This window comes from Streptomyces sp. NPDC034086 (assembly GCF_055575515.1).
Genome location: NZ_JBVISM010000001.1, coordinates 379469 through 402175, shown reverse-complemented (window position 1 = coordinate 402175; position 22707 = coordinate 379469). Strand labels below are relative to the sequence as shown.

At 72.2% G+C, this 22707-nt stretch carries 13 protein-coding genes; 8 read left to right on the top strand and 5 right to left on the bottom strand.

Annotated features, from left to right (window positions below; all coding sequences use genetic code 11):
- Window positions 1-34 precede the first annotated feature (34 nt).
- Window positions 35-1327, bottom strand: a complete 1293-nt coding sequence (locus ACZ514_RS01825; RefSeq protein ID WP_468163211.1) for an extracellular solute-binding protein — start codon at window positions 1325-1327, stop codon at window positions 35-37.
- 331 nt (window positions 1328-1658) lie between these two features.
- Between ACZ514_RS01825 and ACZ514_RS01820 the strand changes: the two genes are divergently transcribed.
- Genes ACZ514_RS01820 through ACZ514_RS01810 form a run of 3 tightly spaced genes read left to right on the top strand, consistent with a single transcriptional unit; the run spans window position 1659 to window position 6406 of the window.
- Window positions 1659-2672, top strand: a complete 1014-nt coding sequence (locus ACZ514_RS01820) for a LacI family DNA-binding transcriptional regulator (RefSeq protein WP_469123817.1) — start codon at window positions 1659-1661, stop codon at window positions 2670-2672.
- Between the two features lie 9 nt (window positions 2673-2681).
- Complete coding sequence (locus tag ACZ514_RS01815) at window positions 2682-4901, top strand: beta-glucosidase (protein WP_469123816.1); 2220 nt, start codon at window positions 2682-2684, stop codon at window positions 4899-4901.
- Window positions 4898-6406: a glycoside hydrolase family 43 protein gene (locus ACZ514_RS01810; protein WP_469123815.1), complete on the top strand. Its 1509-nt coding sequence runs from the start codon at window positions 4898-4900 to the stop codon at window positions 6404-6406. Before ACZ514_RS01815 ends, ACZ514_RS01810 begins: the two co-directional genes overlap by 4 nt.
- Before the next feature lie 94 nt (window positions 6407-6500).
- Here the strand turns inward: ACZ514_RS01810 and ACZ514_RS01805 are convergent, their stop codons facing one another.
- The gene (locus tag ACZ514_RS01805; protein ID WP_469123814.1) at window positions 6501-7532 is read right to left on the bottom strand and encodes a LacI family DNA-binding transcriptional regulator; all 1032 of its coding nucleotides are present in this window, start codon (window positions 7530-7532) and stop codon (window positions 6501-6503) included.
- 271 nt (window positions 7533-7803) lie between these two features.
- Between ACZ514_RS01805 and ACZ514_RS01800 the strand changes: the two genes are divergently transcribed.
- The gene (locus ACZ514_RS01800; RefSeq protein ID WP_468695359.1) at window positions 7804-8775 is read left to right on the top strand and encodes a glycoside hydrolase family 6 protein; all 972 of its coding nucleotides are present in this window, start codon (window positions 7804-7806) and stop codon (window positions 8773-8775) included.
- Between the two features lie 342 nt (window positions 8776-9117).
- Window positions 9118-10560, top strand: a complete 1443-nt coding sequence (locus ACZ514_RS01795; protein ID WP_469123813.1) for an endo-1,4-beta-xylanase — start codon at window positions 9118-9120, stop codon at window positions 10558-10560.
- A 127-nt stretch (window positions 10561-10687) separates the two neighbouring features.
- On the opposite strand, the gene ACZ514_RS01790 is transcribed toward ACZ514_RS01795, so the two are convergent.
- Both ACZ514_RS01790 and ACZ514_RS01785 read right to left on the bottom strand, forming a co-directional pair.
- Window positions 10688-13159 (bottom strand): glycoside hydrolase family 9 protein, encoded by a 2472-nt coding sequence (locus tag ACZ514_RS01790; protein ID WP_469123812.1) that lies wholly within the window; start codon window positions 13157-13159, stop codon window positions 10688-10690.
- 137 nt (window positions 13160-13296) lie between these two features.
- Window positions 13297-16221: a glycoside hydrolase family 48 protein gene (locus ACZ514_RS01785; protein WP_469123811.1), complete on the bottom strand. Its 2925-nt coding sequence runs from the start codon at window positions 16219-16221 to the stop codon at window positions 13297-13299.
- Between the two features lie 559 nt (window positions 16222-16780).
- Here ACZ514_RS01785 and ACZ514_RS01780 point away from each other — a divergent pair.
- Window positions 16781-18517: a glycoside hydrolase family 6 protein gene (locus tag ACZ514_RS01780; protein ID WP_468695370.1), complete on the top strand. Its 1737-nt coding sequence runs from the start codon at window positions 16781-16783 to the stop codon at window positions 18515-18517.
- 163 nt (window positions 18518-18680) lie between these two features.
- Here the strand turns inward: ACZ514_RS01780 and ACZ514_RS01775 are convergent, their stop codons facing one another.
- Window positions 18681-19736: a LacI family DNA-binding transcriptional regulator gene (locus tag ACZ514_RS01775; protein ID WP_469123810.1), complete on the bottom strand. Its 1056-nt coding sequence runs from the start codon at window positions 19734-19736 to the stop codon at window positions 18681-18683.
- Between the two features lie 427 nt (window positions 19737-20163).
- Between ACZ514_RS01775 and ACZ514_RS01770 the strand changes: the two genes are divergently transcribed.
- Both ACZ514_RS01770 and ACZ514_RS01765 read left to right on the top strand, forming a co-directional pair.
- Window positions 20164-21531 (top strand): ABC transporter substrate-binding protein, encoded by a 1368-nt coding sequence (locus ACZ514_RS01770; protein ID WP_469123809.1) that lies wholly within the window; start codon window positions 20164-20166, stop codon window positions 21529-21531.
- Between the two features lie 119 nt (window positions 21532-21650).
- Window positions 21651-22703, top strand: coding sequence for a carbohydrate ABC transporter permease (locus ACZ514_RS01765; protein WP_468163235.1), 1053 nt, complete (start codon window positions 21651-21653; stop codon window positions 22701-22703).
- The last annotated feature ends 4 nt before the right edge of the window (window positions 22704-22707 follow it).

Genomic DNA, 22707 nt, shown 5'->3' with positions numbered 1-22707 from the left:
CCGCGTCCGCTCCCGGGTCAGGGTGGACACGGGGCTAGGCACCCTTCGCAGCCTCGGTGATCGACGTGGTGACCTGCTCGGGCGTCTTCTTGCCCGCCAGGAGGTCGGCGACGCTGTCGTTGACCTCCTGGCCCACCGCGGGCGGGTAGGCCTGGTCGAGGAAGAGCTGGAAGCCCGTCGCGTTCACCAGACTGTCGGCCACCACCTTCCTGGTGGGCTCGGTGAGCCGGCTCTCCGCGCCCTTGACCACCGGCAGGTAGCCGTTGGAGGCCAGCAGCTCGGACTCGTTCTCCAGGACGAAGAACTTCAGGAAGTCGAGCGTCTCCTTCGGGGCGCCCTTGCGCAGCGCGAACGCGCTGCCACCGCCCAGTACCTCGGTGACCTGGCCGGCGCCGCCCTCGACCGTCGGGAAGGGGAAGAAGCCCAGGTCCGCTCCGAGGTCCGCGCCCGCGTCCTTCTGCACCGACGGCGCCCACTGGCCCATCAGCTCCATGGCGGCCCTGCCGTTGCCCATGGTCGCGGCCTGGCCGCCGGGGGTGGAGTAGCCGGCGCCGAGGAATCCCGTCTGGAACGGCTGGAGGCCGACCAGCTCCTCGAGGTGGGCTCCGGCCCGGACGAAGCCGGCACCGGTGAAGTCGTCGGTGGCCGCCGCCCGCTGGAGCGCGGGGAGGCCCGCGACGCGCATCGCGAGGTAGGCCCAGTAGTAGTGGCCCGGCCATTTCTCCTTGCCCGCGAGGGCGATCGGAGTGACACCCGCCGCCTTGAGCTTCCTGACGTCCTCGAGGAACTCGGCCCAGGTGGCCGGCGGAGCGGTGATCCCGGCCCGGGCGAAGAGCTTCTTGTTGTACCAGAAGCCGACCATGCCGATGTCGTACGGCACCCCGTAGGTCCGGCCCTCGAACTGGTAGGCCTGCAACGAGACCGGGGTGAGCTCGGACGACCAGCCGAACGCCTCGGTGAGGTCCTCGACCAGCCCGGCGTCGACCTGCTGCCGCAGAACGCCGCCGCCCCACGTCTGGAAGACGTCGGGGAGCCTGCCCGAGGAAGTGGCGGCCGTCAGCTTGGACTTGAAGGCCTCGTTCTCCAACGAGGTCGTCCTGATCGTGACGTCGGGGTGCGCGGCCGTGAACGCGGAGGATATCTGCGGGAACAGCGACTTGCCCGGCTCCGTCGTGGCGATGTTCCACCACGCGAAGGACACCTTGCCACCGGCCGCCGGCCCCGGGCCGGGCCCCCCGCCGCCGCAGGCCGCGGTGAGCGGGACGGACAGAGCGGTCAGGCCCGAGAGCGCGAGGAAGGTTCGTCGACTCGGGGGTGTGCTGGCCATGGGACCTCCGGGGTGCGGAATGCCGGTACGGGTCGGTCAGTCGGTTCATCGGTCCGGCCGGTTCAGCGGGTCAGCCGGTTCAGCGGGTCAGCCGGTTCAGCGGGTCAGCCGGTTCAGCGGGTCAGCCGGTTCGAAAATGTTTCGTAACATTCTCGAATTGACGCTGCCACAAACTAGGAACGTCAGGGCCCACGGTCAAGGCTTCTCACCGAATTTCCTTGAGCAGCAAGCCTCTTGTGCCTTGACAACGCCGTCGCGCCGCCCGGAAACTCTTCGAAAGTTTGCGATTACCTGTCGACATCTCACGGCGTTTCCGCGCGAAGGAGAGAAGTTGAGCGAGCAGCGCCCGACCCTGGCCGTCATCGCCGCCGAGGCGGGGGTCTCCCAGGCCACCGTGTCCAAGGTGGTCAACGGCCGCTCCGACGTCGCCCCCGCGACACGCGAGCGGATCGAGGGCCTGCTGCGCTCCCACAACTACCTCCACCCCGGCGCGCAGGCCAGGGCGCGCCGGTCCGGCCTGGTCGACCTGATCATCGGCGGCCTGGACAGCGCGTGGGCGGTGGAGATCCTGCGCGGCGTCGAGGCCGAGTGCGCCCGGCGCAGCGTCGGCACCGTCGTGTCGCTCGTGCCGCCGGGCGAGGCCACGCCTTCCAGCTGGGCCGCGCTGCCGGTCCTGCACCACAGCGACGGCGTCATCCTCGTCACCGCCTCGGTCACCCAGGCCCAGCGCGCCCAGGTCGAACGGGCCGGGGTGGCGCTGGTCGTCATCGACCCGATCGACCTGCCGGGCAACGGTGTGCCGAGCATCGGCGCGACCAACTGGGCGGGCGGCCTCGCCGCCACCGAGCACCTGCTGGAGCTGGGGCACCGCCGGATCGCCGCGATCGGCGGGCGCAAGGAGATGCTCTGCAGCCAGGCCCGCATCGACGGGTACCGCGCCGCGCTGGAGCGGGCCGGGATCGAGGTCGACCGCGACCTGGTCCGGTTCGGCGACTTCCAGCACGAGGGCGGGTTCCTGCGCGCCCGGGAACTGCTCGCCCTCCCCGAACCGCCGACGGCCGTCTTCGCCGGGAGCGACCAGCAGGCGATGGGCGTCTACGAAGCCGCCCGGCAGGCCGGGCTGAGCGTCCCCCGGGACCTCAGCGTGGTCGGCTTCGACGACCTGCCGATGTGCGAGTGGCTGTCACCGCCGCTGACGACGGTGCGCCAGCCGCTGGAGGAGATGGGCCGGCTCGCCGCCCGCGCCCTCTTCCAGCTCCTGGACGGCCAGCCCCTGGTCAGCCCCCGGATGGAGCTCTCGACCGAGCTCAGGGTCCGGCTCTCCACCGCCCCGCCCCGTTCCTAGGAGAACTCCTTGACCGAGCCCTGGCGTGACCCCCTCCTGCCCGCGTCCGTACGCGTCGCCGATCTGCTGGAACGGATGACGCTGGAGGAGAAGGCGGGGCAGCTCGCCGGCTTCTGGGCGCTGCCCTCGGATCCGGGCGCCCCCGTCGCCCCGATGGAGGACGACTCCGGCGAGTCCGCGCCCGCTCTCGACGACATCGTCGCCCAGGGCCTCGGCCAGCTCACCCGGGTGTTCGGCACCGCGCCGGTCACCGCGGAGGCCGGCATGGAGCGGCTCGCCTCGCTCCAGCGGCAGGTGACCGGAGCCGGGCGGTTCGGGATACCGGCGATCGCGCACGAAGAGTGCCTCACCGGGTTCATGACGTTCGGGGCGACGGTCTTCCCCGGGCCGCTGGCCTGGGGCGCCTCCTTCGACCCCGGGCTCGTGCGCCGGATGGCCGCCGCCATCGGCGCGGGCATGCGGCGGGTCGGCGTCCACCAGGGGCTGGCCCCGGTGCTCGACGTGGTCCGCGACTACCGGTGGGGCAGGACCGAGGAGTGCATCGGCGAGGACCCCTACCTCGTCGGGGCGATCGGCGCCGCCTACGTGCAGGGCTTGGAGGGCGCCGGGATCGTGGCGACCCTCAAGCACTTCGCCGGGTACTCGGCCTCGCGCGGCGGCCGGAACATGGCCCCCGTCGCCTCGGGGCCGCGCGAGTTCGCCGACGTGCTGGTCGAGCCCTTCGTACGGGCACTGCGCGAGGGGGGCGCCCGGTCGGTGATGAACAGTTACACCGACGTGGACGGCGTCCCGGTGGCCGCCGACCAGGGGCTGCTGACCGGACTGCTCAGGGACGGGCTCGGGTTCGGCGGTGTGGTCGTCGCCGACTACTACGCCGTCTCCTTCCTGGAAACCCGCCACGGTGTCGCCGGATCGCGGGGCGCGGCCGGCGCGCTGGCGCTGACCGCGGGGATCGACGTCGAACTGCCCACGGCCCGGTGCTACGGCGAGCCGCTCACCGGACTCGTACGGGCGGGCAGGGTGCCCGAGGAGCTCATCGACCGGGCCGCGGAGCGGGTCCTGCTGCAGAAGGCCGGACTGGGCCTGCTCGACCCCGACTGGGAACCCGTCGCACCCGAGCCGGTCGACCTCGACCCGCCGGAGAACCGGGCCCTGGCCAGGCTGCTGGCCGAACGGTCCACCGTACTGCTCGCCAACGACGGCATCCTGCCGCTGCGGCCGTGCCGGGTCGCGATCAGCGGGCCCCACGCCGACGACCCCCAGGCGTTCCTCGGCTGCTACTCCTTCCCCAACCACGTCGCGCTGCCCGGTGACCCCGGGCTGGAGATCCCGACGCTCGCCGAGGCCCTCACCGCCGCCGGGTTCACCGTCACCTCGGACGATCCGGACGTCAACCTGCTCGTGCTCGGGGACCGGGCGGGCATGTTCGGCCGGGGCACCTCCGGGGAGGGCTGCGACGCCGAGACCCTCGAACTGCCCGGCGGACAGGCCGCGCTCGCCTCCGCCGTCCTGGACTCGGAGGTACCGACCGTCCTGGTCGTCGTCTCCGGACGGCCCTACGCGCTCGGCGCGCCGGCCGGACGCGCGGCGGCCGTGGTGCAGGCCTTCTTCCCCGGCGAGGAGGGCGGGACGGCGCTGGCCCGGATCCTCAGCGGTGCCGCGGAACCGTCCGGGCGGCTGCCCGTCTCCGTCCCCCGCCACGCCGGCGGCCAGCCCGGGACCTACCTGCACGCCCGGCTCGGCGGGCGCACGGACTGGAGTTCGGTGGACCCGACCCCGCTGTTCCCGTTCGGGCACGGGCTGAGCTGGACCCGCTTCACCTGCTCGGAGCTCTCCGTGGACCCCGTCGCCGCGACGGACGGGGCCGTCGCCGTCGCGGTCACGGTGCGCAACGTCGGCGAGGTGACCGGAACCGAAGTGGTCCAGCTGTACCTCTCCGACCCGGTGGCGTCCGTCGTCCGGCCGCGGCGGTGGCTCGCCGGCTTCGCCCGGGTCGAACTGCGGCCGGGCGCGGCCGCCCGGGTCACCTTCTCCGTCCACGCCGACCGGACCTCCTTCACCGGGCTCGACCTGCGCAGACGGGTGGAGCCCGGGGAGATCGGCGTGGCCGTCGGACGGTCCAGCGGCGATCTCCCGCTCCGGGGCTCCTTCGTCCTGGAGGGCCCCGTACGTCACCCGGGGGCCGACCGGGTGCTGTCCGTGCCGGTCGAGATCGTCCCGGTTCCATGACCGGTCACCACGGCGATCCCGTGCTCCCGGGGTTCCGGCCCGACCCGTCCGTCTGCCGGGTGGGAGCGGACTACTACCTGGTGACGTCCAGCTTCGAATGGTTCCCGGGGCTTCCCGTGTTCCACAGCCGCGACCTCGTGAACTGGCGGCGCATCGGCTCCGCGCTGGACCGGGCGTCCCAGCTCGACCTCGACCGGTGCGAGCCCTCCCGGGGCCTGTTCGCGCCGACGATCCGGCACCATGACGGGGTCTTCCACCTCGTCTGCACGCTGATGGACGGCCCCGGTCACTTCGTCGTCACCGCGACCGACCCGGCGGGGCCGTGGTCGGAGCCCCACTGGCTGGACGGCGAGGGCTTCGACCCGTCGCTGTTCTTCGACGACGGACCGGACACCGGCGACGGCGACGGCGGGAACGGCGACGGCGACGGGCTCGGCGGGAGCGGGGGCCGGGCGTGGTTCACGGCCGCACGGGTCGTGGACGAAGCCGCGGGCCGCACCGAGATCTGGATGCGCGAGTACCTCCCGCGCGAACGACGGCTGACGGGGCCGGAACACGTCCTGTGGTCGGGGAGCCGCCCCGGCGCCCGGTGGTCGGAGGCCCCGCACCTCTACAGGACCGGCGGCGGCTATCTCCTGCTCACCGCCGAGGGCGGCACCGATGTGGACCACAGCGTGGTGGCCGCCCGCGCCGGCCGGGTGACCGGCCCCTACGAGGGCGCCCCCGGCAACCCGGTGCTGCCGCCCGCCACGGGCCCGGTCACCTGCACCGGACACGCCGACCTCGTCCGGACCCCGGACGGCGAGTGGCGGGCCGTCCTCCTGGGCGTCCGCCCCGGCTCCGCCCTCGGCCGCGAGACGTTCCTCAGCCGGATCACCTGGGACGCGGGCTGGCCGGTCTTCTCCCCCGTCGTCCACACCGACCCCCGCCGCCCCGTCCATGACGACTTCGCGACGCTCTCCGCGGACTGGAGCTGCCTGCGCACACCGCCGGAGCGGTTCTGGAGCACCGGCGACGGGCTCCGCCTCCGGCTCCGCCCCGAACGCCTCGGCGAACGCACCACCCCCTCGCTCCTGGCCCGCCCCCAGGAACAGCCCGACTGCGACGTCTCCGCCGAACTGTGTTTCACCCCCACCGCACCGGGCGAAGAGGCGGGCCTCGCCGTCGTCGTGGACGACGACACCCACCTCCTCTTCCTCCGCACCGCGGAAGGGCTCAGCCTCCGCCGCGGGGCCGAGGTGCTGGCGGAGGTCCCCGTCTCCCCGGGCCCGGTCCGCCTGGGGGTCCGCATCCGCGGCTACAGCCACACCTTCGCCCACGCGGCGCCCGGCGGAACCTGGCAGGACCTGACCACCGTCGACGCCACCTTCCTCACCCCGCTGTTCACCAGCGTCCAGCTCGGGCTCTACGCCACCTCCAACGGCCGTCCCTCCGCCGGCCACGCCCGTTTCACGGGGTTCGACATCACGTACCCGCACCCGCGGAAACCGCCGGGCGGGCCCTGACGCCGCCGGCGCCGCGGGAGAGCCCGGGCCGTCCTCTGGGACGACGACGGCACGGCCGACCACCTGTGGAGCTTCGTCTGAGCCGCCCCGCCGGTCAGGCGGGCGCGGGCGGGCCGGGGGCCGATTCGCGGACGGTCAGGCGGGTCGGGAGGATCAACGGGCTGGGGCGGTGCCCTTCGACGACACCGACGAGCATCCTGGCCATCTCCTGCCCCAGTGCCCGTACCGGCTGATGGACGGTGGTCAGCGGCGGGCTGGTGTGCCGCGCGCTCGCCAGGTCGTTGAAGCCGATCACCGCGACGTCCTCGGGTACCCGGAGCCCGCGTTCGCGCAGGGTGCGCAGGGCGCCGATGGCCATCGCGTCGGAGGCCGCGAACACGGCGTCCGCGTCGGGGTGTTCGCGGAGCAGCCGCTCCATGGCCACGGCGCCGCCCTCCTCGGTGAACTGCCCGGACCCCACCCCGAGCAGCGGCAGGCCCGACAGGGTCAGACCGTCGGTGAACCCCTGCTCCCGATCGACCGCGGCCCTGGTGTCCACCTGTCCGGTGATCATGACGGGCCTTCGGCGGCCCGTGCGCGCGAAGTGTTCGGCGGCCAGCCGGGCACCGCCCCGGTTGTCGGCGTCCACGTACCAGGCGGGCTCCCCGGTGAGCGGGAGTCCGCCGAAGACCACGGGCAGATCGGCCTGCTCCCCGAGGCGCCCCAGCGGATCGTCGCCCCGCAGCGCCATCAGCATCACGCCGTCGGCCCGGCGGGAGCGCAGCAGCCGCTCGAACTTCTCCCGGCCGCGCGGGGTGTTGGCCAGCAGCAGGATCAGTTCCAGTTCGGTCCGCTCCAGCGCCGCGCTGACGCCGACGATGACCTCCGCGAAGAACGGGTCCGCGAACAGCTCCGGTTCGTCGCTGGCGACCGCCAGCACCACCGCTCCGACCCGGCGGGTCGCGAGGGCCTGTGCGGACTGGTTGGGCACGAAACGCAGCTCGCGCACCGCCCGTTGGACCGCCTCCCGCTTGGCCCGGCTGACGTTCGGGGCGTTGTTGATCACGCGGGAGGCCGCCGTGCGCGACACACCGGCGCGTGCGGCCACCTCGTCGAGCGTCGGCATGCGCTTGGGTGACGGCTCCATGGAAGGACTGCTCCTCGGGCTCACGCGGACGGCGAACAGCGGCCATGATTCCATGCGCCGTCCCGGTTCGGACCTGCCCCGGCGGACGCCTCCCACGCCTGGATCCCGGAAGCGCTTCCAACCCATGACGGCAGAGCGGCCACTCCCGGTGATTCTGTGTTCAACCTCTTGACACACCTTGGCGACGGCGCCAATCATCCCCTCAGCGCGATCCGACCCCTCATCAAACTGGAAGCGCTTCCACTTCCCCACCCCCACCGGAGGAAGACCCATGCGCAAGTCCGTCCGAGCCGCGTCCACCCTGCTGGCCGGTGCGCTCACCGCCGGTCTCGCCCTGCTCAACGCCGGCCCCGCGTACGCCGCCGACCCGACCACCATGACCAGCGGCTTCTACGCCGACCCCGACAACTCCGCCCTGCGCTGGGCCGACGCGAACCCCGGCGACGGGAGGGCCGCGGCGATCCGGACCTCCATCGCCCACACCCCGGCGGCCCGCTGGTTCGGCAACTGGAGCGGCGACATCGCCACCGCCGCCGGCGCCTACGTCGGCCGCGCGGACGCCCACGACAAGCTGCCGGTCCTGGTCGCGTACAACATCCCCAACCGGGACATCTGCGCCGGCCACTCCGGCGGCGGGGCGGGGAGCCGCGCCGCGTACGACGCCTGGATCGCCGCCTTCGCCGCCGGCATCGGCAGCCGCCCGGCCGTCGTGGTCCTCGAACCCGACGCGCTCGGCCACGAGAGCTGCATGACCCCCGCTCAGGTCGCCGAGCGCAACGCCATGCTGAAGAACGCGATCGCCCAGTTCCGCACCAAGGCACCCCACACCTGGGTCTACCTCGACGCGGGGAACCCCGGCTGGGTCGACGCCCCGACCATGGCCCGGCAGCTCGCCGCCGCCGGGGTCGCCGGGGCGCGCGGCTTCGCGCTGAACGTCTCCAACTACTTCACCACCGACCAGAACACCTCCTACGGCAACGCGGTCAACTCCGCCCTGCGCGCCTACGGCTACACCAAGCCGTTCGTCGTCGACACCAGCCGCAACGGCAATGGGTCCGACGGCCAGTGGTGCAACCCCGCCGGGCGCCGGATCGGTACGCCCACCCAGCGCGGCGGCGGTGCCGAGATGCTGCTGTGGGTGAAGATCCCCGGCGAGTCCGACGGCAACTGCGGCGTCGGGGCCGGCTCCACGGCCGGACAGTTCCTGCCGGAGGTGGCCTACAAGATGGTGTACGGCTACTGACGACCGTTCCGACGTCATCCGGGCTTTCAGCCGCAGCCCGGCCGAGCGATCCTCATCGAAATGTTTTCGGTGAGGATCGCTCCATGAAAAGCGGCTGCCGGCCTATTCAGAAAGGGGCCGGATTCTCGAAACACTTACGAAACTCTTGACATGTTTCTGCGGTGTTTCCAGACTGAGGCCGAGGCGATACCCCCCGTCTGCGTCCGGGTGCCGGGTGCCGGCCTCGGAAATTCACGCCCCGACGGTGAGCGTCCTTCGTCAATGGACCCGGGCGTCGTTCACGCGGATTCACATTTCCGCGCTCCCATCCTTCCGCGGAATTTCTCTCCTGGAGGCTCTTTCATGGGCTCGAATGCCATTCCCCCGTCCACCGTCCGCCGGAAGGCCGGTGTCCTCCGCACGGCGCTGGTCGCCGGCGTCCTCGGTTCGGCCGCCCTGCTGGTGGTTCCGCTGACCTCGCACGCCGCCGAGAGCACGCTCGGCCGGGCGGCCGGGCAGAGCGGCCGCTACTTCGGCACCGCCGTCGCCTCGGGCAGGCTCGGCGACCCCGCGTACACCTCGATCGCGGCACGCGAGTTCACCATGGTGACGCCCGAGAACGAGATGAAGATCGACGCCACCGAACCCCAGCAGGGCCGGTTCGACTTCGCCGCGGGCGACCGCGTGTACAACTGGGCGGTGCAGAACGGGAAACAGGTGCGCGGCCACACCCTGGCCTGGCACTCGCAGCAGCCCGGCTGGATGCAGAACCTCAGCGGAAGCGCCCTGCGCCAGGCGATGACCAGCCACATCAACGGGGTGATGGCCCACTACAAGGGCAGGATCGCCCAGTGGGACGTCGTGAACGAGGCCTTCGCGGACGGCAGTTCGGGAGCCCGGCGCGACTCCAACCTCCAGCGCACCGGCAACGACTGGATCGAGTCCGCCTTCCGCACCGCCCGCGCCGCCGACCCGGCCGCCAAGCTCTGCTACAACGACTACAACGTCGAGAACTGGACCTGGGCCAAGACGCAGGCCGTGTACGCCATGGTCCGGGACTTCAAGCAGCGCGGAGTCCCGATCGACTGCGTCGGCTTCCAGGCCCACTTCAACAACGACAGCCCGTACCACAGCAACTTCCGCACCACCCTGCAGAGCTTCGCCGCCCTCGGCGTGGACGTGGCCGTCACCGAACTCGACATCCAGGGTGCCCCGGCCACGACCTACGCCAACGTGACCAACGACTGCCTGGCCGTCCCGCGTTGCCTCGGCATCACCGTCTGGGGCGTGCGCGACACCGATTCCTGGCGGTCGGAGCAGACACCGCTGCTGTTCGACGGCAACGGCAACAAGAAGCCCGCCTACACCTCCGTGCTCAACGCGCTCAACGCCGGATCCTCCACCCCCGCTCCGACCCCCACACCCGGCACCGGACAGGTCAGGGGCGTCGGTTCGGGCCGCTGCCTGGACGTCCCCGGCGCCAGTACCACGGACGGCACCCAGCTCAACCTGTGGGACTGCAACAACCGGGCCAACCAGCAGTGGTCGTACACCGCCCAGGGCGAGCTCAGGGTCTACGGCGACAAGTGCCTGGACGCCGCGGGCACCGGCAACGGCACCAAGGTCCAGATCTACGGCTGCTGGGGCGGCGACAACCAGAAGTGGCGCCTCAACTCCGACGGCTCCATCGTCGGGGTCCAGTCCGGCCTCTGCCTGGACGCCGTCGGCAACGGCACCGCCAACGGCACCCTGATCCAGCTCTACTCCTGCTCGGGCGGCGGCAACCAGCGCTGGACGCGCACCTGACGACCCGCCCCGGCGAGGTGCGGGGCGCCTCCACCGCCGACGGCGGCCTCCGCGTCACCACGGCGGAGAAAGCGGCCCGCCCGCACCGGGGAATCCGGTGCGGGCGGGCCGTCCGCGTGGTGACCGGTCAGGCGCAGAGCGCCCCGTTCAGCGTGAAGCGCGCCGGGACCGCGTTGGTCCCCGCGTACGTCGCCTGGAAGCCGAAGGACACGCCGGCGCCGGGCTCCAGCGTGCCGTTCCACCCGGCGTCCCGGGCGGTGACCGTGCTGCCCGACTGGGTCACCGCGGCGTTCCAGCCGTTGCTGATCCGCTGGTCACCCGCGAAGCTCCAGCCGAGGGTCCAGCCGGAGACCGTCGAGGTTCCGGTGTTCCTCAGGGTCACGGTCGCGGTGAATCCGTTGCCCCAGGCGTTGTCGATCCGGTACGCCACCGTGCAGGAGGCCGCCGGCGCGTCGTCGTCCGCCTCCGTCGCCGTGAACGTCGCCGGCCGTACGCCGGGACCCGCGGCCGTGAACGTCGCGCTGCCCGGCGACGCGTCGGCGTCCTGCGCGGCGAGGACCGGAACCTGCTGCGCCGTCGCCCAGTCGGCGGGGGTGAACACCAGGGCCGCGGCGGCCGACAGGTCCTCGTCGCCGGAGTCCCGCGCCACCGTCACCGTCACGTTCTGCGCGGGAGGGGCCGAGAGGCGCACGCCCACCGGCACCGAACCGCCCTCCGGGACCGTCACGGCCGCCGGGGTCACCTGGACGACGGCCGCCGCCGGGGCGCCGCGCCGCTCGGCCGCGAAGGCCGCCAGCCAGGCCAGCGAGGCGTTCCAGTTGATGGCCACCTCGTTGGTGGAGTACGAGCCGATGTCGTCCACGTAGCACGCCGCCGGGGCGCAGCCCGCCAGCTTCTCCCTGGCCACCGGGTCCTCCAGCCCGGCGTTCGGCCCTCCGGCGAAGGACCCGGCCGGCGGGTGCGGCAGCGAGGCGTCGTTCTGGTGCGCCCAGAACCGGTGGTGCTGGTTCTCGGAGGAGCGGTCGCCGTAGCCGGTGACGTAGGAGAGGCCGAGCGCGTTGCGGCCGAGCAGGTAGTCCAGGGTTTCCAGTGCTCCGGCCCGGTAGCGCTGCTGCCCGGTGATCTCGTACGCGACGGCCAGCACCATGGCGTTGTTGGTGACGGCTCCGTTGGAGCCCCACACGTACCCGGTGGCGGGCAGCGGCACCGCGTAGCCCTGGCCGGCCATGGTGGACAGGTGGCCGTCGGCGGCCGCGGTCAGCAGGCCGCGCAGCCGGGTCACGTCGTCGGCCGGCAGGGGCACCCCGGGGACGGTGGCGAGGGTGATGCGGCCGAGCGTCGCGGTGCCGCCCCACCAGAACGGGTCGACGGGCCTGGTGTGGTGCGGGGAGGAGGTGACGGCGTCGCGGTAGGCGGACTCGCCGGTGGTGGCCAGGAGTTCCGCCGCCGCCCAGTAGAACTCGTCGGAGACGTCGGCGTCCTCGTACGCACCGCCGCCGGTGTTGTCGCTCGCCGGGGCGAGCACGTCCGGCTGGGCCTTGGCGGCCGTCCAGGCGCGGCGGGCCGCGTCCAGGCAGCGGGCGGAGAACGCGGCGTCGTACGGTGCGTACACGCGGGCGCACTGCGCGGCCGACGCCGCCAGGTTCAGCGTCGCGGCGGTCGACGGCTTGTGCAGCTCGCGCTGCTCGGCGTCCAGCTCCGGCCGGGTCGGCAGGGCGGTCCACTGGGCGTCGTGCATCTTGTGGAAGGCCATCCCGGCCATCGGCTTCCCGGCCGGGACCTGCATCCGCAGCAGGAACTCCAGCTCCCAGCGGGCCTCGTCCAGCACGTCCGGCGTCCCGTTGCCGCGCTCGGGCACCCGTAGCGTCGCGTCGCCGAGCGCCGCCTCACCGCCCGCACGGCGGGCGCGTTCGTAGGAGTTGACCATTTCCCAGACCGAGATGCCGCCGTTGACCACGTACTTCCCGTGGTCGCCCGCGTCGTACCAGCCGCCGCGCACGTCCAGCCGGTAGTCGCACGCCCCGGGCCGGCAGGGGACGCCGGTGTCACCCTTGTTCGGGGCGACGCCCAGGTGCCCGGCGGGGCGGGCGTACGCGCTGCCGCCCGCCAGGGCGGCGTCGATCGCGATGCCGCTGCGCTGCTGGTAGAAGAACGACATGCTGTCGGCCCGCAGCCCGTCGTACAGGGACGCGGAGATGTCGAAGGGGTGGCTGGTCCGGCCGTCGACGACCAGGGTGAAGCCGGTACCGGTGCCGGTGTACGCGCCGAAGTCCACCAGGTGCGTCGACTGGCCGGACGCCCGGTCGGCGCCGTGCACGGTGGTGGGGCCCGAGGCGGCCACCGCGCCGGAGGCGTCGCGCAGTTGCCAGGTGAGCGGGGCCGTCGCGGAGGCGACCACGGTGGCCCGCTTGGGGCCGTCGGGCAGGTAGCCGAGCTGGTTGACGCGGACGGGCGGGTCGACGGGGGCGGTCACGGGGGCGGCCGCCGCGACCGGGACGGTCAGGGCGGTCGCGGCCAGGCCGCCGACCGCCAGCGCGATGCCGGCGAGCAGGGCGGCCGCGCGACGTGGCACGCCGCGCGCGGAGAGGACAGGAGACACGGTGATGCCTTCCTCGGTGGGGGGGCTGATGGAGCCCTCGGCTGACGGGTTCTCCGCGGACGCGCCGGGGCCGGGCAGGCCCTGGGGGCCTGCCCGGCCTCGTCGTGCGCGGAGCGGTCTCCGGGCGGGGCGCTCCGTTATTCGAGCAGCTCCGCGTACGAGCCCATGGCCAGGGCGATGTCCGCCTGGGCCCAGAACCGGTGGTAGGTGAAGACGGGCGCGGCGCCGCCCGCGAGGTAGGCCTCGACCTTCGGCCAGGCCGGGTCGTTCTTGTAGAAGCCGCGGATCGAGGCGAAGGTGGAGGAGGAGTTCACCGCGTCGCCGTTCGGCATCTTCCCGGTCCACGTGCCGGGCACGTACACCGGGTCGTTGAAGCGCTTGTAGTCGGTCCGGGTCTCCTGGACGGAGAGGCCCAGCGGGTCCCGGTGGTGGGTCCACATGCCGTCGAGCAGGGCCTTGGCGACCCGCTTGGCCTCGGCGTTCCCGGACTTCGCGGCGTAGTAGGTCAGGGTCTTGGCGTACGCGGCGGCCACGCCCACGTCGTCGGTGTAGTCGGCGACGGTGACGTGCAGGCCCGCGTTGGCGCCGGGAGCCGCCGGGTTCCAGGTGTCGGGGGCGCCGGACCACTTGAGGGTGGAGGGGATCCGGTAGGTGCCGTCGGGGTTGACCGTGGTCTTCGACAGGGCCCAGCCCACCCACTTGTCGAGCAGGGTCTTGGCGCCCGCGTCGCCGGTCCGCTCGTAGAGCTCGGCGACCCGCTCCATCGACCAGGCCTGGAAGCCGAACCACTGGTTGGACGGCGGGTCCTGGTAGACCGGCTTCTCGTCGTAGAAGAGGCCGTGGAAGGTGGGGGTGCCGGCAGGCGGCTGTGCGTAGCGCCCCTGCCAGCTGTTGGTGGCGCCGCCCGCGATGGCGCCCTCGTCGGACTGGAGCCAGCGGTAGAACTCCAGCTGCCGGTCGAGGCTGGTCGCCCAGTCCGCGGCGGCGGAGGGCGACGTGGGCTTGAGCGGGGCGTACTCGCTGAGCGCGTAGGCGGCGAGGGGGTTCTGGTACCCGCTGTGCGCGTGGCTCGAGCCGATCCGCCAGGACCAGCCGGCCGCGGTGTCGGCGGCCCCGCCCCAGGCGTAGTACCAGGACATCAGGTAGTGCGCGCTGTCCTTGCCGGTTCCGGCGGGGCAGACGGTGGGGCCGACGCAGTTCCCGGCCTTCTTGAAGTACTTGTCGAACATGGAGTACCGCAGGTAGTCGCCCATCTTCGCCGCCTTGGAGACGGTCGCGGCGACCTGGGTCCCCTTGCCCTGTTCCTTGGCCCAGAGGTCGGCCCAGTAGGCGGCCTGGACGGCACGCGCGTCGGCGTCGGGGGCGTTGGTGAACTTCCACTGCCTGGCGTAGGAGGCGTCGCCGGTGAAGAGGTCGAGGTAGCCGTTCTTGCCGCCGTAGGTGAAGTTGTCGCAGGTGGGGTGCGGCACGGTCTCCCAGACCGATTCCTCGGGTCCGCGCTGGAAGGTGTTGATGTACGAGGGTCCGGTCGCGGCCGGTCCGGCGGAGCACTTCCCGGGCTCGTTGCCGTAGCCGTAGACGTTGTCGACGTCCTGGAGCCAGTGCATGCCGTAGATGTCGTCGGTGCCGTACGCGCTCTTCAGCTCACCGGCGATCGGGTCCGCGCCGGCGGCGACTCCCCCGTCGAGCCTGGCCGGGTACTGCGAGGGGAGGTCGTGTTCGGGTGCGTAGGTGGCGGGTTTGGAGGCGTTGTAGGAGCCGGTCGTCGGCTGGTCGGCATGGGTGGGGATCATGAACTTCTCCATGGTCTCCCACGCGCCGTTGAACTTGGACCAGTCCCCGGTGATCTTCCCGTACATCGCCTGGAGCCAGATCAGGTAGCTGTAGGCCTCCGAGGTCGTCTGGTGTCCGTGGTCCGGGGCCTCCACGATCAGCGTCTCGACGGAGTGGTACGGAATGCCCTCGGGCGAGAAGTAGCCGTTGGCCGGGTCGGTGATCTTCCCGTGGAGGTCGAGGAAACGGGCGTCGTACGTGGACCCGGCGGCCAGCTCGGTGACCGTCACCTCTGCCTTCGCGTGGCCGGGGGCGGTCACGGTGAAGACGGCGGAGCCGCTGCCGGTGGTCCCGGCGGTGACCGTCACCTTCTGGGCGGTGTTCCAGTTCGCCGGGGTGAACGTGAGCGCGGCGGGTGCCGCGGTGAGGTCGGTGTTGCCCGAGGTGCGGGCCACGCCCACCGTGACGTTCGCGGCGGGCTGCTTGGAGAGCTTCACGTCGAAGGCGCCCGTCTCGCCGCGGCGTACGGAGAGCCGCGCCGGGGCGGCGACGAGCGCGGGGCCGGCGGCGACGGTGATGCCGACGGGGGCCGACTCGGCGGAGGCCCCCAGGCTGTCGTAGGCCTTCGCGTAGAGGGAGTGGGGACCGGCCGCGAGACCGGTGGTGTCCAGGGTGAAGGGTGCCGTGGCGTCCGTGCCCAGGAGCGTGGTGTCACTGTAGAACTCGACCTTGTTCACGGTGGCGCCGTCGGCCGCGGCGGCGGTGGCGGCCAGCGGGACGGGAGTGCCCGCCGTGTAGACGGCGCCCGCGGTGGGGCTGGTCAGGACGGCGACCGGGGGCTGGTGGGCTCCCGTGCACGGGGTGCCGTTGACGGCGAAGGAGGTGGGGGCGGCGTTGGTCCCGCTGTAGCTGAACTGGGCGCCGGTGGTGACGGCCGCCCCGGCGGCGATGGTCCTGCTCCAGTCGGGGGCGGCGACGCGGACGCTCTTGCCGGACTGCGTCCACACGCCGTTCCAGCCGTTGGTCAGCCGCTGGTCGCCGGAGTAGTCGTAGGTGAGGTTCCAGCCGTCGAGAGCGGTCGTCGAGCGGTTAGTGAGGGTGAGCTCGGCGGTGAAGCCCGAGCCCCAGTCGTTGGTCTTGTAGTCGACGCTGCACTGCACCGCCGCGGCAGCGGCGGTGGGGGCGCCGACGGCCGTGAAGCCCAGGGGGAGGCAGAGGGCCACGGCCGTGGCGGACGCGGTCAGCAGTCCGCGCCGTCCGTGGGATCCGGGTGGGGGATGTGACGACATGCGGATGGTTCTCCTCGCGGCTCGGGGAGACGGGATGGAGGAACGTTTGCGCACAAGCTCCGAACCAGTGGGAGCGCTCCCACTGTGCAGAGGCGTTCCGGCGGCGTCAAGACGCGTGAAGAGTCGAAAGGAATCCTCGAGGAATTTGCCCGCCCCCTCTTTTGCTTGGCGGCCCTTGACGCTACGGTCTGGCCCCAACCAGTGGGAGCGGTCCCATCAGTCGGCGTGCCGTGAGGGCGCATCCGGCCGGGAGGGCCCGCTCATCGGCTCCCCCGGTCCCCGGGATCGCCCACGACGGCCCGAGCCGGTGCTCACCCACCCCGCCCCGGTCGCGGACCGGGCCCCCGGCCGGGGGCCGGGCGGCGGGCGCACTCCCCGCGGACACGCGTTCACCGGCCGCCCCACGGCCCGGTTCCGACGGCCGCATCCGCTCCGTACGCCGGCACTCCCCGCACGACGGCACCCCTCAGCACGACGGCACTCCCCGCACGACGGCACTCCCCATCCGGCACCGGGCGCGCTACCGCCTGCGCGCCCCGAACTGAGAGGCACCCCCGACATGAGCCGCACCATCCCCCGCACCGCCTTACTGGCGGCCCTCAGTCTCGTCACGGCCGCCGGCGCCACCGCCACGGCGTTCGGCACCAGCGCCGGCGCCGCCACCGCCGGCTGCAAGGTCGAGTACCAGATCTCGAACCAGTGGGGCACCGGCTTCGGTGCCAACGTGATCGTCACCAACACCGGTGACCCGGTCGCCTCCTGGACCCTGGAGTGGTCCTACGCGAACGGCCAGCAGGTCACCCAGGGCTGGAACGCCGCCCTCACCCAGTCCGGGGCCGCGGTGACCGCGAAGAGCATGTCCTACAACGGAGCGCTGGCCACGGGCGGTTCGGCCTCCTTCGGGTTCAACGGTTCGCACACCGGCACGAACGCCGTCCCCGCGGCCTTCAAGCTCAACGGCGTCACCTGCAACGGCGCCACCGACCCGACCACACCCCCTACGACCCCGCCGACCACCCCGCCGACCACGCCTCCGCCCACCGGCGGCAAGGTCGACAACCCCTACGCCGGCGCCAAGATGTACGTGAACCCCGAGTGGTCCGCCCATGCCGCCGCCGAGCCGGGCGGCAGCAGGGTGTCCAACCAGCCCACCGCCGTGTGGCTGGACCGCATCGCCCTCGTCACGGGCACGAGCGGCACGATGGGTCTGCGCGACCACCTGGACGCGGCTCTGACGCAGAAGGGCAGCGGCGAACTCGTCGTCCAGCTGGTGATCTACAACCTGCCCGGGCGGGACTGCTCCGCGCTCGCCTCCAACGGCGAACTGGGCCCCACCGAGATCGACAAGTACAAGACGCAGTACATCGACCCGATCGCCGCCATCCTCGCCGAACCCAAGTACGCGGGGCTGCGGATCGTCACCACCGTCGAGATCGACTCACTGCCGAACCTGGTCACCAACGTCTCCGGCCGCCCCACCGCGACGCCCAACTGCGACGTGATGAAGGCCAACGGCAACTACGTCAAGGGCGTCGGCTACGCCCTGAACAAGCTCGGCTCCATCGCCAACGTCTACAACTACGTCGACGCCGGCCACCACGGCTGGCTCGGCTGGGACGACAACCTCGGCGCCTCCGCCGAGATGTTCAAGCAGGCCGCGACCGCCGAGGGTTCCACCCTCGCCAAGGTGCACGGCTTCGTCGTCAACACGGCCAACTACAGCGCCCTGAAGGAGGACCACTTCAAGATCGACGACTCCGTCAACGGCACCTCGGTGCGCCAGTCGAAGTGGGTCGACTGGAACCGCTACACCGACGAGCTGTCCTACGCCCAGGGCATGCGGGCCAAGCTCGTCTCCCTGGGCTTCGACGCCAACATCGGCATGCTCATCGACACCTCCCGCAACGGCTGGGGCGGCACCGCCCGCCCGACCGGACCCGGCGCGCTGACGAGCGTGGACACCTACGTCAACGGCGGCCGCTACGACCGGCGCATCCACCTCGGCAACTGGTGCAACCAGTCCGGCGCCGGACTCGGCGAGCGGCCGAAGGCGGCCCCGGCCCCCGGCATCGACGCCTACGTGTGGATCAAGCCCCCGGGCGAGTCCGACGGGGCGAGCAAGGAGATCCCGAACAACGAGGGCAAGGGGTTCGACCGGATGTGCGATCCCACTTACACGGGCAACGTGCGCAACGGCAACAGCATGTCGGGAGCCCTCCCGGACGCACCGCTCGCCGGCCAGTGGTTCTCCGCCCAGTTCCAGGAGCTCATGAAGAACGCCCACCCGGCGCTGTGACGCGGGGCGGGTGACGAGCCCGGAGCCTCGTGGAAGCACTCCTTCCGCGGGGTTCCGGGCCTCGGCGCGCTCCGGGCGCGGCGACGGCGGGCCGCCGCCGCTCCGCAGGAGTCCCGCTCCGCAGGAGTCCCGCCGAGGGGGACCCCGCTCAGGCAGACCCCGCTCAGGAGGAGTCCCGCACGACCAGTTCCGTCGGGAGCACCCGGCGCGGCTCCTCGCCCCCGTCCCGGCGCGGGGCGGCGCCGGTTCCGGGGTCCTCCGCGATCTTCCGGAGCAGGAGCCGGGTCATCGTGCGGCCCATCTCCTCGATCGGCTGGCGCACGCTGGTCAGCGGCGGGTCCATCAGACGGGCCACCGTGGAGTCGTCGACCCCGACGAGGGCGACGTCCTCGGGGACCCGCCGCCCGGCCTCGCGCAGCACCCCGCGCGCGCCGGCCGCCATCACGTCGGAGGCGGCGAAGACGGCGTCCAGGCCGGGGGCGCGTTCCAGGAGTTCGCGCATCGCCAGCCGGCCGCCCTCCTCGGTGAAGTCCGCGGTCGCCTCGAGCGACTCGTCGGGCCGGAGCCCGGCCTCGGCCAGGCCCGCGCGGTAGCCGCCCAGCCGGGCGCGCGCCACGTACATGTCCAGCGGCCCGGTGATGGTCGCGATCCTGGACCGGCCGCGCCCCGCGAGGTGGGCGACGGCCGCCCGTCCCGCACCGATGTTGTCGGAGTCCACATAGGCCACCGGCTCGGCCTCCGAGCGCCGCCCGTTCATCACCACCGGCAGGCCCAGCCTGGCGATCCGGTCGGGCAGCGGGTCGTTCCCGTGGACCGATGCCAGCAGGACGCCGTCGACCCGCTGGGCCGCCAGGTAGTGCTCGAACCGCTGCCGCTCGGCCTCGGTGCGGACGAGGGTGAGCAGCAGCTGCTTGTCCGCCTCGGCCAGCTCGGCGCTGACCCCGCGGATCAGGTCGAGGAAGTAGGGCTCCGAGAACAGCCGGGCCTCGGTCTCCGGGATGACCAGGGCCACCGCGTCGGTCCGGCTGCCTGCCAGCGCCCTGGCCGCCTGGTTGGGGACGTACCCCAGTTCCGCGACGGCCCGGGCCACGGCGTCCCTGGTCCGCTCGCTCACCCGCGGCGAACCGTTGATGACCCGGGAGACCGTGCCCCGGCCGACACCGGCCAGGGCCGCGACCTCTTCCAGAGTGGGTCTGGCGCCGCTCTGCCGTCCGCTCACGCTCGTGGACTCCCCTCGTGTTCCCTCGCACTCCGCACCGGGCGCGGGCCCGGCCCGCTGATCAGTTCAGCAGGACGGGGCACCCGCCCGCAGCCGGGGGACACGTTACGCCGACGAACGGGTGGGAGCGCTCCCACAATAGCGCCACATCCCCTGCCGCCACCACGGTCACGCTCAGCCCCCGGCAGGGACAGCACGCCTACGCGGGAGGGAACCCGCACCCGTGACCCCTGTGTAATGAATTCCCGTTCCTCTCTTGACACTTGCACCCGCGAGGCAGCAACCTTCCGGCAACGACGTGGGAGCGCTCCCATCCATGGGTGCGACAACGGCTTTCACATCAGGTCCGGACGGGCCCTGGCCGAGCCGCGAACAGCCCGCCGGACCCTGGCGCACAAACGGCAGCACCTTGGACGAGGAGAGTGGCATGCGCACTTCCAGCAGCAGACACGGACGCGGACGCGGACGCCGCACCGTGGTCAACGCGGTCGCCGCGGTCGCCGCCGTGGCGACCGGTACGGCCCTGCTCGCCGGCTGCGGCGGTGACGGCGACGGGGGCAAGGGCGGCGGCGCGGCCGGCGGCGAGCAGATCACGCTGCGGATCGGCACCTTCGGTTCCTTCGGCTACGACGACGCGACCGGAGCCAAGCTCTACGCCGAGTACATGAAGGCACACCCGAACATCAAGATAGAAGAGTCGAACGTCGCGGACGGCCAGAAGTACTGGGACACCCTCAAGCTGCGCCTCTCCCGCAACAGCGGCCTCGCGGACATCCAGGCCCTGGAGGTCGGCTACATCGCGGAGGCCACCGGACCCGCCATGGCCGACAAGTGGACCGACCTCGGCAAGACGGGCGGCGCGGACCTCGGCGCGTTCCTCGGCTGGAAGGTCAAGCAGGCCACGACGGGCGACGGCAAGGTGATCGGCCTCGGCACGGACATCGGCCCGATGGCGATCTGCTACAACAAGGACCTCTTCGCCAAGGCCGGCCTGCCGACCGACCGCACCGAAGTGGGCAGGCTCTGGGCGGGCGACTGGACGAAGTTCATCCAGGCCGGTGAGGCGTACAAGAAGAACGCCCCCGAGGGGACCTCCTTCCACGACTCCGCGAGCGGCCTGTTCAACGCCGTGATCGCCAGCGAGCCGGTGCAGTACGCCAACGCCAAGGGCGAGCTGGACTACGAGAACAGTCCGGGCGTGAAGAAGGCCTGGGACACCGCCGTGACGGCGGCCAAGGGCGACTTGACCGCGAAGCTGCGCCAGTTCGACGAGAAGGGCACGTGGAACGCGGCCTTCAAGAACGCGAAGTTCGCCACCGTGGCCTGCCCGAGCTGGATGACCGGCATGATCAAGGAACAGGCGGGCGCGGAGAACCAGGGCAAGTGGGACATCGCCTCACCGCCCGTGGCCGGGAACTGGGGCGGCTCCTTCCTCGCCGTCCCGAAGTCGGGCAAGCACGCCAAGGAGGCTGCCGAACTCGCCGCCTGGCTCACCGCTCCGGCCCAGCACGCCAAGGTCTTCGGCGTGAACGGCAACATCCCCTCCTCCAAGGACACCCTCGGCTCCCCGGCGGTGCAGGGCGCCAAGCTGGCGTACTTCGGCGACACCCCGGTCGGCAAGATCTACTCGGAAGCCGCGGCTGGCATCACGCCCGCTCCGATCAGCCGCTGGGACGGACAGGTAAAGACCTTCCTCACCGACAACGGCATCCTCGACATCGAGCAGCGCGGCACCGACCCGGCGAAGGCCTGGGAGAACGTCAGGAAGCTGGTCGCGGACAAGATCGACAAGTAGTGGGCCCGCGGCGCCCCGCCCCCGCCCGCCTCCCGCCGCCTCCCCGCGGACGGCGGCGGCGGGCCGCCGCCGTCCGCGCCACCGCGCCACCGCACGCATCGACCTGGAAGGACGCCCCCGTGGCCACCTCCGTACGGGCGACCAGTGGCGGCCCCCCGCCGCCCGCCGCGCAGCCCCCGGCCCCCAGCACCGGCTCCCGCGAGCAGCGGCCCTCCGGCCGGGGCGGACTGCGCAGCACGCTCTACCGCCTGGACCTGAAGGCGGTCCCCTACGTCTTCCTCGCCCCCTTCTTCCTCACCTTCGCCGCCTTCGGACTCTTCCCGCTGATCTACACGGGCTGGCTCTCGCTCCACCGGGTGGAGCTCGGCGGCAGCGCTCAGTGGAAAGGGCTGGAGAACTACACCTCCCTGGCGGGCAGCGAGTTCTTCTGGAACGCCCTCGCCAACACCTTCACCATCGGCGTCGTCTCCACCGTTCCCCAGCTGCTGATGGCCCTGGGCCTCGCCCACCTGCTCAACTACCGGCTCCGCGGCCGCGGTTTCTTCCGCGTGGCGGTGCTCGCCCCGTACGCCACCTCGATCGCGGCGGCGACGCTCGTCTTCGCGCAGCTGTTCAACACCGACTACGGGCTGATCAACACGCTGCTGGGCTGGGCCGGCTTCGATCCGGTCGCCTGGGAGTCCTCCAAGTGGCCCTCCCAGATCGCGATCTCGGTCATCGTGACCTGGCGCTGGACCGGCTACAACGCCCTCATCTACCTGGCCGCGATGCAGGCCGTCCCCCAGGACCTCTACGAGGCCGCCGCGCTGGACGGGGCTTCGCGCTGGCGCCAGTTCCTCAGCGTGACCATTCCCTCGATCCGGCCGACGATCCTGTTCACCGTCGTCGTCTCGACCATCGGTGCCACCCAGCTCTTCGGCGAGCCGATGCTCTTCGGCGGCAGCGTCGGCATCAGCGGCGGCAGCGGCAACCAGTTCCAGACGCTGAGCCTGCTCATGTACGAGAAGGGCTGGGTGACCGGCGCACTGGGCCAGGCCTCCGCCATCGCCTGGGTCATGCTCCTGCTCCTCCTGCTCATCGGCGGCCTCCAGGCGCTGGTCTCCCGCTCGAACCGCAACCGCGCCCGCAGCCGCGAGCGGGCCGGCCGCACGCACACGAAGGCGGGGAGCTGAACCC

Coding starts and splice junctions, on each gene's coding strand:
- ACZ514_RS01825 (WP_468163211.1), bottom strand. CDS start 1,327: ATGGCCAGCACACCCCCGAGTCGACGAACCTTCCTCGCGCTCTCGGGC.
- ACZ514_RS01810 (WP_469123815.1), top strand. CDS start 4,898: ATGACCGGTCACCACGGCGATCCCGTGCTCCCGGGGTTCCGGCCCGAC.
- ACZ514_RS01805 (WP_469123814.1), bottom strand. CDS start 7,532: ATGGAGCCGTCACCCAAGCGCATGCCGACGCTCGACGAGGTGGCCGCA.
- ACZ514_RS01800 (WP_468695359.1), top strand. CDS start 7,804: ATGCGCAAGTCCGTCCGAGCCGCGTCCACCCTGCTGGCCGGTGCGCTC.
- ACZ514_RS01795 (WP_469123813.1), top strand. CDS start 9,118: ATGGGCTCGAATGCCATTCCCCCGTCCACCGTCCGCCGGAAGGCCGGT.
- ACZ514_RS01785 (WP_469123811.1), bottom strand. CDS start 16,221: ATGTCGTCACATCCCCCACCCGGATCCCACGGACGGCGCGGACTGCTG.
- ACZ514_RS01780 (WP_468695370.1), top strand. CDS start 16,781: ATGAGCCGCACCATCCCCCGCACCGCCTTACTGGCGGCCCTCAGTCTC.
- ACZ514_RS01770 (WP_469123809.1), top strand. CDS start 20,164: ATGCGCACTTCCAGCAGCAGACACGGACGCGGACGCGGACGCCGCACC.